Below are 15472 nucleotides of genomic sequence, written 5' to 3' on the forward strand. Positions count from 1 at the left end.
ACTACCCACTGGAAAAACTATGATACACTAGGATGATAGTGAGCGTATCTCAAGCTGTGTTTGCATGAATGGGGGGATTCGTATGACTGTTTCGGGTTTCTGGCGTTCTCCTCTAGATCCTCAGCGGGTCATGGAAGTGAATGTGGTACGTTGGCAGGATGATACTGCCGCTTCCAATGAAGAGCATCTTACAATTGAAGAGCCCTTCGAGGTTCGTCTCGGTCATCAGAGTCTGGCAGTTATCATGCGTACGCCAGGACACGATGTCGAGCTGGCTCTGGGCTTTTTGTTGACGGAAGGTATTATTCACTCTGCCCATGATGTGCTCTCTGTACAAAATGATTATGATGCCGATGGCTTGCCACTTGAAAATGTTTTGAATGTGACTCTGGCTCATCCAGCGCAAGAGGCGGCGATGCAATCTCATCCGCCGACATTTGAGCGACATTTTGCTGTCTCCGCCAGTTGTGGCCTGTGTGGAAAGAATAGCATTGCTGATCTCATGCTGTCTGTTCCTCCTTTGGAGTCAGATACGCTACGCATATCGGCGGCGATTTTCTATCAGCTTGCGGATCGACTACGTATGCAGCAGTCGGTATTTCGCTATACTGGCGGTCTGCATGCTGCTGGCCTGTTTACGCGTGAGGGGGAGTTGCTCTCGTTGCGCGAGGATATCGGACGCCATAATGCCGTCGATAAGCTGGTTGGATATGGTTTGCAGGCAGGGATCTTTCCCTACCGTGAGCATATTTTAATGGTGAGCGGGCGCACATCTTTTGAGATCATCCAGAAGGCACTGCTGGCCCGTATTCCTTATGTGGCTGCTATCTCTGCGCCATCGAGCATGGCGGTTGAGCTAGCCGATAAGGGAGGCATTACATTGGTCGGTTTCTTGCGCGATCGTTCGATGAACGTTTACACGCATCCAGAACGCGTTGAAAAATAATCCTTTGACTTGAAGACAAATGGATGGCTTGCAGAAGCTTTTCCCTATTTTGAAGATAATTGGTCTATGCATAACGATACAATTGCTGCAATCGCGACTCCTCCTGGCGTCGGTGGCGTCGGGATTATTCGTGTGAGTGGGAGCGATGCTTTTCAACTGGTTGCGCCTCTTTTTAAGCGTCCGGGAGCTCCTACCTCATTGCCTCCTTCACATCAGTTGACATATGGACATATCATTGATCCGGCTACCGGGGAGATCCTTGATGAGGTGTTGGTTGCTTTTATGTATGCTCCACATACCTACACTCGCGAACCTGTTGTCGAGATTCAGGGTCATGGTGGTCCTCTTATTCTCAGGCGCATCTTGCGAGCCGTGTTAGCGCAAGGCGCACGCCTGGCAGATCCTGGTGAATTCACTATGCGCGCCTTCCTCAATGGCCGTCTCGATCTGGCTCAGGCGGAGGCTGTGATGGATCTGATTGAGTCTGAGACTGAGGCTGGACAACGTCTGGCTATGCAGCAGTTTCGCGGACAACTCTCAGAACAGGTTCAAAAAGCACGTACAGCGATCCTTGGAGCTGTTGCTCGCATCGAAGCCAGTATCGATTTCCCTGAAGACGATATTCCTATTCCACAGATTCATGAGTTGTTGCCATTTATTGTTGATGCTCAGAAGCTGGTGGCCTTGCTGCTGGCTGGCTCTGATCAAGGTCGGCTCTATCGTCAGGGATTGCGCACCGCGATTATCGGTCGTCCGAATGTTGGGAAATCCAGCCTGTTAAATGCATTGCTACGCACGGAGCGGGCGATCGTTACTCCCATCGCCGGCACGACCCGTGATACTGTCGAGGAGGTGGCCAATCTGCATGGGATGCCTCTGCATCTGATCGATACGGCCGGCATTACCCCTAGCGATGATCCCGTTGAGCAGATAGGTGTTCAACGGAGCCGCATGGCTGCTGAGAGTGCCGATGTCGTTCTGCTGGTCTTTGACGCTTCCGAACCGCTACAGGAGCAAGACCGCTTCATCTCTGCTGAGGTGCAGGCGATGGGGTTTGGTCTACAAACAGGGGAAAATATTGAAACCTCTCATCGTCGGCCTGTCCTGTTGGTCTTGAATAAATCTGATCGAGAGCCACAGCTCTCTCAGGCTGATCTGCAACTCCTCTGGCCTCATGGAGTATTTATCTCTACCTCAACCCTGGCCGAGACAGGTTTGAAGGAGCTAGAAGACACTCTGGCCGATATGGTGCTGGCCGGTCGCCGGTTGTACAGTGAGAGTGTGCTTGTTACCAGTACGCGCCACCAGGAGGCTCTCCGACGTGCTGCTGAGCATTTGCAGGCAGCGTCTGCTTCTCTGGAAAAACGCTTGCCACAAGATTTCGTCTCCATCGATCTACGCGCTGCTTACGATGCTCTCGGTGAGGTGACTGGCGAGACTGCTGATGAGGATCTGTTGGATAAGATCTTCCATGAATTTTGTATTGGGAAATAAATAATGGCTGTATTTGACTAGCCCCTTTATCTATGTGCGGATGCTTTTCGGCTGGGGGCGAGTATCGATGCTACAATATGAAATGTTGCATCGTTTTATACATGTATCATTCCTCATATTTCTATTAGAATAGAGATTATGAAAAATAGAGGTAGTTAGCGACGTGAATGTACCCAACAAATTTTTAAATGTATTAAAAAAACCTGCCGGTGTGGTGCTGGTGGTCGTAGTACTTGTGGCTATCGTACTGGCTCTGCTCTCATATCGACTTGTGACTTCATCGCCAGTGCAAACAGCAGTAGTCGCAACTCCGACGCAGCAGCCCGTTACTCCTACTCCCATACCGACGACGCCTGTTGTCAAAGTTTCTCCCACACCTGCGCCACTGATTTTACCTGTGGTCGATCGCTCGAAAATTCTTGGCATTGCGGGAGGCCCCGGAATAAATTATACGGGTATTCCCTGGATTCGCTTGAGTTCTCCTACCTGTGGCTGGGGATCGCTACGCGGCAATCTCTTGAAAAGTACTATTCAGACTTACCACAAACAAGGTATCCGTATCTTGTTCTCTATTTGCCAGCATAATGGCGCAAATCTGGTGGATACAGCTACGTTTAATGATGCCGCTCAGGCGTATCCCGATGCCGTTCAATGTGGCAATGAAGAGATGAAGCAGGATGCGTCCGTATCGTTTCTCTATGTTGCTCCGGCGCAATTTGCCAGATTTTATGATGCCTGTGCCAGTGCGATCCATAAAGTACGGGCCAGCACCCCGGTCATCCTGGGCTCTCTCGATCCCCATGTCGCTGGTCCTGATATTCAATTGATGGAGAATCAGGTCAGTTACTTAAATCAAATGCAAACGACTATGAACTCAAGTGTCCATCCTGGTGGTAACTGGAGTTGGCGTCAGCAGATTGTTGGCTTGATTGACAGTTGGCATAATGGCTGGGATGGCGCGGATAATCTTGCTGGCATGTTCAATTTCTGGTCACAACAATTTCAACTCGATATAGGACAATTGGGAAACCACTTTTGGGTGATTGAAGGTACTGGTTGTTTCAAGGGCTGTGGCATTAATGTCGATAGTTCCTATGACGTTGCTGTCTCGCATATTCTTACTCTGATCACTGACGTACAGGAGGCCAGACAGTATCATGTGCCTTTCTTCTATTTTAGTGGTCAGGATTTTAATAGCGATGGCATTAATTGGCCCATTGGTATTCTGGATCTCAAGGGACACGCTAAACCTATTCGCCAGGATCAGCAGATGGGCGTGACGAAGTTGACACTCACCTGTGGAAGTAAAAAGGTTACTGTTCAGGACCAGTTGCAGCTCTTAAGCAGGCTCTATAATGGTTGTGCGCTGCCAGGTAATTATCTCAATGTGATTACCAGCTGATGAGACATTTAGCCGATCATTAAAAAGCCTTGACAAATATCCGATTAGCAGGTACACTAACTGAGTTGGCATTTGAAGTATTGCACATGATGTGTGGCAAGATTTCCTCAGTAATACCAGCCTCCTCAGTTAGTGGATATGTTTGATCGAGACATGATTTGTCTTCGGGATTGAGTGTTGAAGCCAACCGTCGAAAATGGAAATATTCGGGACGAGTAAATTTCCTCGGAAAAGTACTTGACAAACCACCATGAGTATGCGATACTAATTAAGCCGAAGTGAGCGACGCAAAAACAACATCATCGCTTACGACGATACGAAACAGGCGTTTCGTGGATTGTACCTTGACAACTGAAGAGTGGAAAGCAGAACAGTAACTGGAACACACAGGTGTTTCACGTTCCTGTCAATTCGGTCCCGCATGTCATGTGCGGTGACCATTAATCTCTGCGAATTTATAGCCAATGTTAATGTAACTTGGTCATGATCGCAACTTAACGCATATGCTTTTTCGCATCTCGTCCGCTGTGATGGGGTGTTTTATAAAAACATTTGATGGCGAGTTTGATCCTGGCTCAGGATAAACGCTGGCGGCGTGCCTAACACATGCAAGTCGAACGCTCTGAGTAATCAGAGAGTGGCGGACGGGTGAGTAACACGTGGGCAATCTACCCCGAGGTGAGGAATACCGGCGAGAAATCGCCGACAATACCGCATACGCTCTGCAAAGAGCAAAGTCTGCAAAGACGCCCTGGGATGAGCCTGCGCTCGATTAGCTAGTTGGTGGGGTAATGGCTCACCAAGGCTTCGATCGATAGCTGGTCTGAGAGGACGATCAGCCACACTGGGATTGAGAACGGCCCAGACTCCTACGGGGGGCAGCAGTGAGGAATTTTCGTCAATGGGGGCAACCCTGAACGAGCAACGCCGCGTGCAGGAAGAAGGTTTTCGGATCGTAAACTGCTTTTCTCTGGGACGAGAACGGACGGTACCAGAGGAATCAGCCTCGGCTAACTACGTGCCAGCAGCCGCGGTAATACGTAGGAGGCGAGCGTTGTCCGGAGTTACTGGGCGTAAAGCGCACGCAGGCGGTCAGATCAGTCTGGAGTGACAGTCGTCGGCTTAACCGACGAAGTGTTCTGGAAACTGTCTGACTTGAGGGCTTCAGAGGGACACGGAATTCCGGGTGGAGTGGTGAAATGCGTAGATATCCGGAGGAACACCAATGGCGAAGGCAGTGTCCTGGGAAGTACCTGACGCTCAGGTGCGAAAGCTAGGGGAGCGAACAGGATTAGATACCCTGGTAGTCCTAGCCGTAAACGATGACCACTAGACGTTGGGGGTATCGACCCCTTCAGTGTCGCAGTTAACACGATAAGTGGTCCGCCTGGGGAGTACGGTCGCAAGATTAAAACTCAAAGGAATTGACGGGGACCCGCACAAGCAGCGGAGCGTGTGGTTTAATTCGATGCAACGCGAAGAACCTTACCAAGGCTTGACATGGATTTGCACCAGCGGTAATGCGCTGTCTCTTCGGAGCGGATCCACAGGTGCTGCATGGCTGTCGTCAGCTCGTGTCGTGAGATGTTGGGTTAAGTCCCGCAACGAGCGCAACCCCTGTCGTTAGTTGAATCGATCTAACGAAACTGCCATTTCAAAATGGAGGAAGGCGGGGATGACGTCAAGTCAGCACGGCCCTTACGCCTTGGGCGACACACACGCTACAATGGTCAGGACAAAGAGTTGCCAACCCGCGAGGGGGAGCTAATCTCGTCAAACCTGGCCTCAGTTCAGATCGGAGGCTGAAACTCGCCTCCGTGAAGGTGGAGTTGCTAGTAACCGTAGGTCAGCACACTACGGTGAATACGTTCCCGGGTCTTGTACACACCGCCCGTCACACCACGAAAGTTGGCAACACTTGAAGCCGCTGGGCTAACTCTTCGGAGAGGCAAGCGTCGAGGGTGGGGTCAGTGATTGGGGTGAAGTCGTAACAAGGTAGCCGTACCGGAAGGTGCGGCTGGATCACCTCCTTTCTAGGGAGCTACCGTCACTGTCCTTCAAAGAAGGACGCATCTAAGGTGACGCACTTCCAGGTCGACACAGGACATGGTACATCTGTCCAGCAATCTGCGCTGGTTTCCACTCTCCAGAGGTTGGGGTTTCGCCCCACGGGCTACGGCTCGTGGTGTGCGCCAATCTTGCACGTTTACAACTGCATAGGATATCTCTTCAATTTTGCTGAGCACAATGTGTGGTCAGCCGAAACTGAAGCAGAGGATCGAAAGTTTTTATCACCAAAAGATAAAATGTCAAGCATTCAAGACATGACAAAGATGTAGAGAACAAGCTACACAGAGTACGAGGTGGATGCCTTGGCGCTGAAGACCGAAGAAGGACGCGGAGACCGGCGAAACGTTTGGGGGGAGCTGCATGCAAGCGATGAGCCCCAAGATTCCGAATGAGGCAACTCTTCCAGAGTGATGTCTGGAAACCGCCTGCTGAACACATAGGCAGTGACGGGGGGCAGTGGGTGAACTGAAACATCTCAGTAACCCGACGAAAAGAAATCAACCGAGATTCCCGTAGTAGTGGCGAGCGAACCGGGAGCAGCCCAAACCGGAGGTTCTTCGGAACAACCGGGGTTGTAGGACCGATATCAAGCAATGATGAACTACTCGAAGGCGTTGGAAAGCGCCACCAGAGCGGGTGAGAGTCCCGTAGAGGACGGTTTGTCAACGTGGATCGGTATCCTGAGTACCACGAGGCACGTGAAACCTTGTGGGAAGCTGGGGGGACCACCCTCCAAGGCTAAACATCTTCAGCGACCGATAGCGAACAAGTACCGTGAGGGAAAGGTGAAAAGCACCCCGAGAGGGGGATGAAAGAGACCCTGAAACCACGTACTCACCAGCAGTCAGAGGCCACTGTCTCTTGCGAGACCAAGGGCTAATGGCGTGCCTTTTGTAGAATGATCCGGCGAGTGCATCGTCGTAGCAGGTTAACCAACGGTATAGTTGGGGAGCCACAGAGCAATCGAGTCTGAACAAGGCGACCGTTGCGGCGATGCGACCCGAAACCGTGTGAGCTATCCATGAGCAGAGTGAAGCGGATGTGACAGTCCGTCGAGGCTCGAACCCACCAGTGTTGCAAAACTGGGGGATGACTTGTGGATAGGGGAGAAATTCCAATCGAACACGGAGATAGCTGGTTCTCCCCGAAATGTATTGAGGTACAGCTGCATGATTGAGAACTATCCTGGAGGTAGAGCACTGAATGGGCTAGGGGCCTTTTGCGGGTTACCAAACCCAACCAAACTCCGAATGCCAGGACAGATTGCATGCAAGTGAGACAGTGGGGGCTAAGCTTCATTGTCGAAAGGGAAACAGCCCAGACCATCAGCTAAGGTCTCTAAATATGCGCTTAGTGTCAAAGGGAGTCATTTCGCCCAAACAGCCAGGATGTTGGCTTAGAAGCAGCCATCATTGAAAGAGTGCGTAATAGCTCACTGGTCGAGTGGAGTGGCACCGACAACGTATCGAGGCTCAAGCGCGTTACCGAAGCTATGGAATTTTCTTCGACGTTTACGTCAAAGAGGGTTGGTAGGGGAGCGTTCTGCGGGCAGAGAAGCCAGATCGAAAGAACTGGTGGAGCGCGCAGAAGTGAGAATGCCGGAATGAGTAGCGTCATGTCTGTGAAAACCAGACACACCGAATGCCTGAGGGTTCCTGGGCACCGTCAATCGTCCCAGGGTGAGTCGGGTCCTAAGCCGAGGACGTCATAGTCGTAGGCGATGGAAAGCAGGTTGGACATTCCTGCACCGGAGTACTTCGTTACGAGCAATGGGGGGACGCGGTAAGGAAGGTGAGCCCATCGAATGGACAGGATGGGTCTGTATATGGAAGCGCGACGCCGAGGAAAATCCCGGAGTCCTGTGCGTGACCAGTGCAGCGAGCGGTCGCAAGACTGCGGAAGTCATTGAGCCCTACGCCGCCAAGAAAAGCCTCTCGCCAGAAGCCTACTCCGCCCGTACCGCAAACCGACACTGGTAGGCAGGGGGAAATCTCCCCAGGTGATCGAGCGACCCTCTGTTAAGGAACTCGGCAAATTGACCCCGTACCTTCGGAAGAAGGGGTGCCCTAGTAGCGATGTCTTTTCGGAGATGGCGTGAGGGGGTTGCAAGAAATTGGCTCAACCGACTGTTTACCAAAAACACAGGTCTCTGCGAACGCGAAAGCGGAAGTATAGGGGCTGACTCCTGCCCAGTGCCGGAAGGTTACGAGGAGCGGTGATCGTAGCTGCGAATCTAAGCCCCGGTGAACGGCGGCCGTAACTATAACGGTCCTAAGGTAGCGAAATTCCTTGTCGGGTAAGTTCCGACCCGCACGAAAGGAGTAACGAGTTGAGCACTGTCTCGACAGAGGACTCGGCGAAATTGAAGTACCCGTGAAGATACGGGTTACCCACGACAGGACAAAAAGACCCCGTGGAGCTTTACTACACCTTGATCTGGATACGAGGTGGATCGTGCGTAGCATAGGTGGGAGTCGGAGAACCTATCCTTGTGGGGGTAGGGGAGACAACAGTGAAATACCACTCTCGATACAGTTTGTGTCTCATGCGTCACCGTGATCCGGGACGCAGACAAGGTCAGGCGGGTAGTTTGACTGGGGCGGTCGCCTCCCAAAGGGTAACGGAGGCGCCCAAAGGTTCCCTCAGGGTGGATGGACATCACCCACAAGAGTGTAAAGGCAGAAGGGAGCTTGACTGCAAGACGGACAGGTCGAGCAGGGACGAAAGTCGGGCTTAGTGATCCCACATTCCCGAGTGGAAGGAGTGTGGCTCAACGGATAAAAGCTACCCCGGGGATAACAGGCTTATCTTGCCCAAGAGTTCACATCGACGGCAAGGTTTGGCACCTCGATGTCGGCTCGTCGCATCCTGGGGCTGGAGTAGGTCCCAAGGGTTGGGCTGTTCGCCCATGAAAGCGGCACGCGAGCTGGGTTCAGAACGTCGCGAGACAGTTCGGTCTCTATCCGTCGTGGGCGTAGGAGAATTGAGGGGCGTCATCTCCAGTACGAGAGGACCGAGATGGCTTGACCGCTGGTGTGCCAGTTGGCCTGCCCAGGCCACAGCTGGATAGCTATGTCAAGAAGGGATAAGCGCTGAAGGCATCTAAGCGCGAAGCCGCACCCAAGATGAGTTCTCCCAGCATTTTCGGATGCTTAAGATCCCAAGCAGACTACTTGGTAGATAGACGACACGTGGACATCCGGTAACGGACGCAGCGAAGTCGCCCTAATGATCGAGCGGCTTGTTTCACAATTGTATCTTCATCATGGACTTTGAATGCGGGTTCTCTGCTTCAGCAATTGGCTGACAGCACGGTGCTCGGCAAAATTGAGGACAGATCCTATGCAGTATGTACTCTTTCGAGAAGAGAGGCTTTACTCACACGAGTAAGGTCTTTTTTTGTATCTAAAGAAATTGTAAGCCGCGCTTTGGGGATAATATTCTATTTCTCGTCTGAGATACTACTCTTACAAGGAGCTGTTCTGATGCTCATTGATTTTCATACCCATATCTTTCCGCCAGATATCTGTCAACGGCGTGCCGATTATTGTGCTCGAGATCCCTGGTTTGGGGAACTCTATGCCAATCCGCGTGCCCGTCTGGCGTGTGTGGAAGATCTGATTGCAGAGATGGACTCTTCGGGTGTTGACGCATCAGTGACTTTCTCCTTTGGCTGGACTGATCCTGGCCTGATCGAGGAGACGAATAGCTATGTGCTTGATGCTATGAGGCGTTTCCCGGGACGTATCTATGGTATGGCTGTGATACAACCCCTGGCTGGCCTACGCGCTCTCAAAGAGCTTGAGCGCTGTGCGCAAGCTGGTATGATCGGCCTGGGTGAGTTGATGCCTCATGGACAGGGCTATACATTGAGCGATATTCCTTTACTTGCTCCACTCATAGAGATCGTGCGACATTATCAACTGCTTGTACTTTCCCATTGTAGCGAACCCGTGGGACATCTCTATCCTGGCAAGGGTAATGTTACGGTGCAGGATCTCGTGACCTTCTTGACGGCTTTTCCCGATATTCGTTTTATTGCTGCCCATTGGGGTGGCGGATTGCCTTTCTATACCTTGATGCCAGAGATTCAGCGTATCTGCTCACAGGTGTGGTATGATACGGCAGCAACACCATATCTCTACCGGCAAGATATTTTTCCGTCCGTAGCGCGGCTCGTTGGCGCGGAGCGCATTCTTTTTGCCAGCGATTATGGGCTGCTGCGGCAGAAGCGTGTTATCTCTCATATTCGGGATGCCGGATTAGATGCTGCATCGCTAGATTTGATTTTGGGAGGAAATGCTCGACAACTATTGAGTTTATAGCTCCCTTTCTCTGCCTGCAATGAGTTTTATGCTTCTTTTTTTATTTTGCTATTCTGCGAGGTGCCTGTCACATGCGAGTTGTTTCACTTGGTAGTGGAAGCAGTGGAAATGCGTACTTTGTTGAGGCTGGTCCTCAAGGGCGCACAAAGCTATTGCTCGATGCTGGCCTTAGTGCTCGCACCTTGATAACTCGTTTAACCTCAATTGGTGTCTCTCTCTCTGCTATTCAAGCGATCCTTGTTACCCATGAACATAGCGATCACGTGCAGAGTATTCCAACGCTGGTGAATCGCTACTCCTTACCTGTTATGGCCGATCCTCGTACGTTAACGGCTATTCGAGAGGGCTTGAAGACTGGTGTATGGCGCTCAGACTCAGGGAAAGTAGTCCCAACACGCATAATGGCTCCTTCAACGTCTGCCTCCAGCGAGTTGCTGCCGCATGTGACCGTGCCTGTGACTGCTATTGCCGCTTCTGAGCAGATGATCTCCGCAACCGATGATCAGAAGCTTCCAGGACTGTCTTCACTGGCGACGCTAGATCTGCCTGTTGGATCTCGGCGTACCATTGGAGATATTGTCGTGACCTCATTCCCAGTTTCTCATGATGCGATTGCTCCCTGTGGTTATCTGCTGGAGGCCGGCGGATGCCGTGTCTGTCTGGTGACAGATGCCGGTGAAGTCACGATTACTATGCTTAATCATATCCAGCATGCTGACCTGCTGATTCTAGAATCAAATCATGACCGAGAAAGCCTGCGCCGTGGACCATATCCCTGGATGCTCAAGCAACGCATTCTCAGTCCAACAGGACATCTCTCCAATGATCAAACTGCTGAAGCTGTGCTGCGTATCTGGCGTGAGCGTGATCGACGCTGGCTCTGGCTGGCTCATCTCAGCCGTACTAATAATACACCTGCTCTTGCTCTGGAGAGCATGCGTACCTACCTGCAATCTTATCATGCGGATCTGCGCTATATTAATATCGTTGCTCTGCCTCCAACTATGGGACCAACCTGGGACTCAAAACTGTTATGGCTCTAATGATGGTTCCTGTTTAGTTCAAGTGCGCAATTGTTTCGAGTGTCTGACGCACACGTTTAAGCAACGGCCTGGCGCGGAGAAATGCATAGTAGCCTGCTGCTTGCTCTAAATAATAGCGCGTTAAATCCAGCTCATTTTGGTATGTTTTCATCTCTCCATGCTTATCGGCTCTGGCTTGATGCAGCAAGCCTAGCTGATAAAGACTATGAGCGTTTTCCCAGGGAAGATCGAGAGTCTCACAATAACGATGTGAGAGTAACAGATCCTTTTCCGCCTCATCCCACCTACCTTTTTGGATCAGGAATCTTCCACGAGCTCGGAGTGCTGCGGCCAGACTTTTATCAGCTCCAGCCTCTTCGCACAACGTGACTGCTCGATCAAATAAATCCTCGTGTTGATCTGCCTGGTTGTTGATGACTAATAATTCCACGTAGGTGCTTAATATTTCAGGATTAGGAAATGGTTCACTGCGCAGAAATTTAGCACGATAATTATCCAGTGCACGCGCCCAGTCTTCCTGGGCTAGATGGATTGCGTGCAACTTGGTTTCCAGGTTCGGAATAGCTTCAGCTGGTAGCGCTTCACTTTCCTGATCGAGTAGCCGCTTATATTGCTGGGCATATTTATCGCCTTCTTCCTGATTGCCTCGATGATAGGCGATTGTGGCCAGTGTTTCTATTGCCCAGCGCTGACGTTGTTCATCCTGCTGATATTTTTCGATGAATTGTAGAATCTCCAGTGCTAATTTCTGTGCCTCGTCCCAACGGTTCCAGAGATACCATGTCGTCATCCGTGCGGTCATGCTACTAAGTACCATGGGTGGGCTCTCCATTTTGAGTGCGTTACTCCAGGCCTGACCAAAATAGGTCAGGGCGGCTGCATACTCTGAGGTGAGCATATAGGCGTATCCTTGCGATACATAGAGATCATATAGTTCTTCGCGGCTGGTGATAAATTGTTCAAGTTGTAATCGTCGCTCTTGAATCTCCAGGGCCTTTTTGTAGCGACCATACACTACTACATAGATGAAGCTCATCGCATCTAGCGTAGGTGAAAGCGTGCGTGGATTATTTAACGCTTCAGCTATATGCAGTGCTTGCTCGCCGCTCTGCAAAGCTTGCTCCGCGAACTCATTTTTTTTGTCGCTGCTAATCTCTCCTAATTGATCAATATACCAGAAGACGAGATAAGTAAGGAATGCTACATGCTCTTCGCTCTGACTTCTTCCCTGGATGAGATTGAGTCCTTTGTCGATATATGTCCGCACCTCTTGTTGATCAGGTGGGGCATCAAATAGAGATGACCAACGGGTGGCGAAAAGTGCGAGCAGGTTATAGAGCTTGAGCAGATAGGCTGGATCGATCGTTTCTTCGACAGGCAGCACTAACTGTAATGCTCGGCGTATGGCTTTCCAGGCCGAATCGAGATTGCCGCGCTGAGCATGGGCTTCGCCAATTTTCGTGAGCATCTTGCTGCGCGTTAGTGTATCCGTGTGGCTGTTATCCAGCAGATCGAGTGCATCTGTATAAGCGCGTAAAGCTCGCAGGCTGTAGTAGTTATCTAAAGCCTGATCTCCTGTCAGCATCAAAAATTTTACCGCTCGCTCGCGTAGATCGTTGCGCGCCAGGCGGATTGTGGGCATCGTTGTATGAGACGTCTGTTTTATCTCAATGATATCGATTGTTGCATTTGTCGACCATGTGCTTAAGGCTCTTTGAAGGTGATACGCAATCATTTCGACAAAACTGGATTGCTGATTGGAGATTTTGTCTTCCAACCAGAGCGCTAGATGGGTATGCTCTTGTGCCCGTCGTTGGCGCGGGATGTTATTATAGACGACATCTCGGATTAAGATATGTGTGAAGGCGAAGGCTCTATCTGGTGTAATCGGGCTGGTTGTCCTCATGTTGATTTCGATGATAAAGTCGTGATGAAATAGGGAGACCAGGGAGTTTTCAACTGTTTCAGGGGTCAGATCGCTGGTCAATTCTTGTAACGCTGACAGCCAAAAGATCCGCCCAATGATAGAGCCATGCTGCAAAATCCGTTTATCGGTTGGATTGAGCAGGTCGACGCGAGCTGCCAGCACACCTTGAATCGTATCTGGCACATACGGCAACGGGATCAGATAGGGGTCAACCAATCTTTCATCTTCATCTGGCTCATCGGTAATAAAATCCACTGATTGAAGCGATTGACTAAAATTTCCCAGGACATTGTAGTTGGTATGATCGACGCGCCAGAAGTTTTGACCTCGTTCACGGTTCTCTCCCTGTACGAGGATGCCTTGATCGATAAACATGCGCACGATCTCTTCGATAAAGAATGGATTTCCCTCCGAACGCGTGAGAATGGTATAACGTAACGCCTCGGGTAGCTCGCTGGTATTCAAGAGTGAATTGATCAGGTCACTACTTTCATCCTGAGTCAGCGCTTCCAACTCGATTGCAGTGAAGTTCCTATGACCGCCACCCCAATCACGATGCTGTTCCAGAAAATCGGGACGCGCTGGACAGATGAAGAAGACTGGTACTGCCGTAATACGATCCGTCAGATACTCAAAGAGATCCAGTAAGGCTTCGTCTGCCCATTGGAGATCATCTACCACGATGATCAGTGGCTGAAGTTCCCCTAGAGCCTCTAGCAGGATGCGCCACGCCCTTAAGAGCGTACCCTGTGCATTACTTTGCTGTGTGGCGGCGGAGCGGAGCGCTATGGATGCTTCTGCTCGGTTAAGCTCTGTCTGATGGGATGCCTGAGGAGGAGTCTGGCTAATTAAGCTATTTCCAATGCTGCGCCATAGCGTCTCTGCAACTTCTATGTCTGATGCATTCACTCCAGCCTTGATAAAGGTATCATGCAAAAAGTCGGTAAAGCGTTGTTTGACAGTTTCATAGATGTCATCGTATTGTACACGCAAAAGGGTGCGCATGATCTCGATCAGCGGCCAGTATGTAAGACCTTCTCCATACGGAGGGCAGCGTCCCTGGAGGACAAGAGGCGATAGTAATCCGCCGGTGGCTGACGCGCTTTTGATCAATTCATGTTCTCGTGCGATAAACTCCCGTACCAAACGGGATTTCCCAATGCCTGGAGCTCCTAGAATAGTGATGAGATGGGGTCGTCTTTCAGTCTGAACACGGGCGTAGCTTGCATGGAGCAGCGTGAGTTCAAGGTTGCGCCCAACAATTTGTGCGCTCCCACTTCTTAAGCTTCTTGGCGCTGTAATGGATGTTGCTGCCTGGCGCGATCCCAGGATCATATAGGCGACAATTGGCTCTGTCTTCCCTTTGACCTGTAGTGGTGCAATGGCTTGAAACCTGAACATCTCAGGATCACGGCTGGAGAGATAGGTGCGCTCTCCCACCAGAATTGTATCGGGAGTGGCCATCTGTTGTAGACGTGCCGCGATGTTGACTGCGTCTCCTGTGATCAGGAAGTCGTAAAATTGTGTTGTGGTCGCGCTTGGAGCTGCTACCTCTCCTGTATTGATCCCAATGCGCATCTGTAAGCGCGTCGCCTCCGGATCGCGGGCCAGACGCCGATCATTAAATAGCTTCAGTGCGGTTTGCATATCAAGAGCCGCTCGCATCGCCCGATCTGGATCATCCTCATGAGTAATAGGAGTCCCAAATACAGCCATCACGGCATCGCCGATATATTTTTCTACTGTTCCATCGTGTTTGCGTATCTGTTCCGTCATCAAGTTGAAATAGCCGCTGAGAATGGCACGCATATCTTCAGGATCAAGGCGGTCTGCCAGCGGGGTCGAGCCTGTGATATCGGCGAACATGATCGTTACGATGCGTCTCTCTTCTATCGATGACGAGGAGATCAGCGCGGGCGGAAATATTGCTCTGGCGGGCGTGGGTGGCACTTGGATCTGGGCCTTTTTGGTGGCGTGAGCAGGCTCATAGCCGTTTGATGGTGGCGATGTGGCGGGTTGGGGAGATAGAGCTGTTCCACATTCCATACAGAATTTGGCCCCCGATGGATTGATTGTACCGCAATTGGGACAGCCACCGAGACGATTTCCACATTCGAGGCAAAATTTGGCGGCCTGTGGATTTAATGTGTGACACTTAGAACAACGCATACACGTTTCGTTTTCCTGTTGCTTTATAACCTGGATAGAGCTTCTCTTGAACGCCTTTTATTATACACCATTGCCTGGCTGTGTCGAGCGAAGCGA

General features: G+C 50.9%; 6 protein-coding genes and 2 rRNA genes. 7 read left to right on the forward strand and 1 reads right to left on the reverse strand.

Going from position 1 to position 15472, the window contains the following annotated elements:
* Positions 1-82: 82 nt before the first annotated feature.
* From fdhD to AC27N8_RS25015, 7 genes are all read left to right on the forward strand, one after another.
* Entirely contained in the window at positions 83-946 is an 864-nt protein-coding gene (gene fdhD / locus AC27N8_RS24985) for a formate dehydrogenase accessory sulfurtransferase FdhD (RefSeq protein ID WP_487070489.1), read from the forward strand.
* Between the two features lie 66 nt (positions 947-1012).
* The gene (gene mnmE / locus AC27N8_RS24990) at positions 1013-2440 is read left to right on the forward strand and encodes a tRNA uridine-5-carboxymethylaminomethyl(34) synthesis GTPase MnmE (protein ID WP_487070491.1); all 1428 of its coding nucleotides are present in this window, start codon (positions 1013-1015) and stop codon (positions 2438-2440) included.
* Positions 2441-2603: 163 nt separating this feature from the next.
* Entirely contained in the window at positions 2604-3842 is a 1239-nt protein-coding gene (locus AC27N8_RS24995) for a hypothetical protein (protein WP_487070493.1), read from the forward strand.
* A 552-nt stretch (positions 3843-4394) separates the two neighbouring features.
* Positions 4395-5875: ribosomal RNA gene (locus AC27N8_RS25000) — 16S ribosomal RNA — on the forward strand.
* 307 nt (positions 5876-6182) lie between these two features.
* A 23S ribosomal RNA gene (locus AC27N8_RS25005) occupies positions 6183-9161 on the forward strand.
* Together the 16S and 23S rRNA genes form the textbook arrangement of a ribosomal RNA operon.
* A gap of 236 nt (positions 9162-9397) precedes the next feature.
* A complete protein-coding gene (locus AC27N8_RS25010) occupies positions 9398-10237 on the forward strand; it encodes an amidohydrolase family protein (protein ID WP_487070495.1) in 840 nt (279 codons plus the stop codon).
* Positions 10238-10308: 71 nt separating this feature from the next.
* Positions 10309-11280 carry an MBL fold metallo-hydrolase gene (locus tag AC27N8_RS25015; protein ID WP_487070497.1) on the forward strand — a complete coding sequence of 324 codons (972 nt, stop codon included), beginning with the start codon at positions 10309-10311 and terminating at the stop codon, positions 11278-11280.
* Between the two features lie 13 nt (positions 11281-11293).
* On the opposite strand, the gene AC27N8_RS25020 is transcribed toward AC27N8_RS25015, so the two are convergent.
* Positions 11294-15376, reverse strand: a complete 4083-nt coding sequence (locus AC27N8_RS25020; RefSeq protein ID WP_487070499.1) for an adenylate/guanylate cyclase domain-containing protein — start codon at positions 15374-15376, stop codon at positions 11294-11296.
* Positions 15377-15472: the final 96 nt, after the last annotated feature.

The sequence above is a fragment of the Dictyobacter sp. Z7_2 genome (assembly GCF_057551105.1).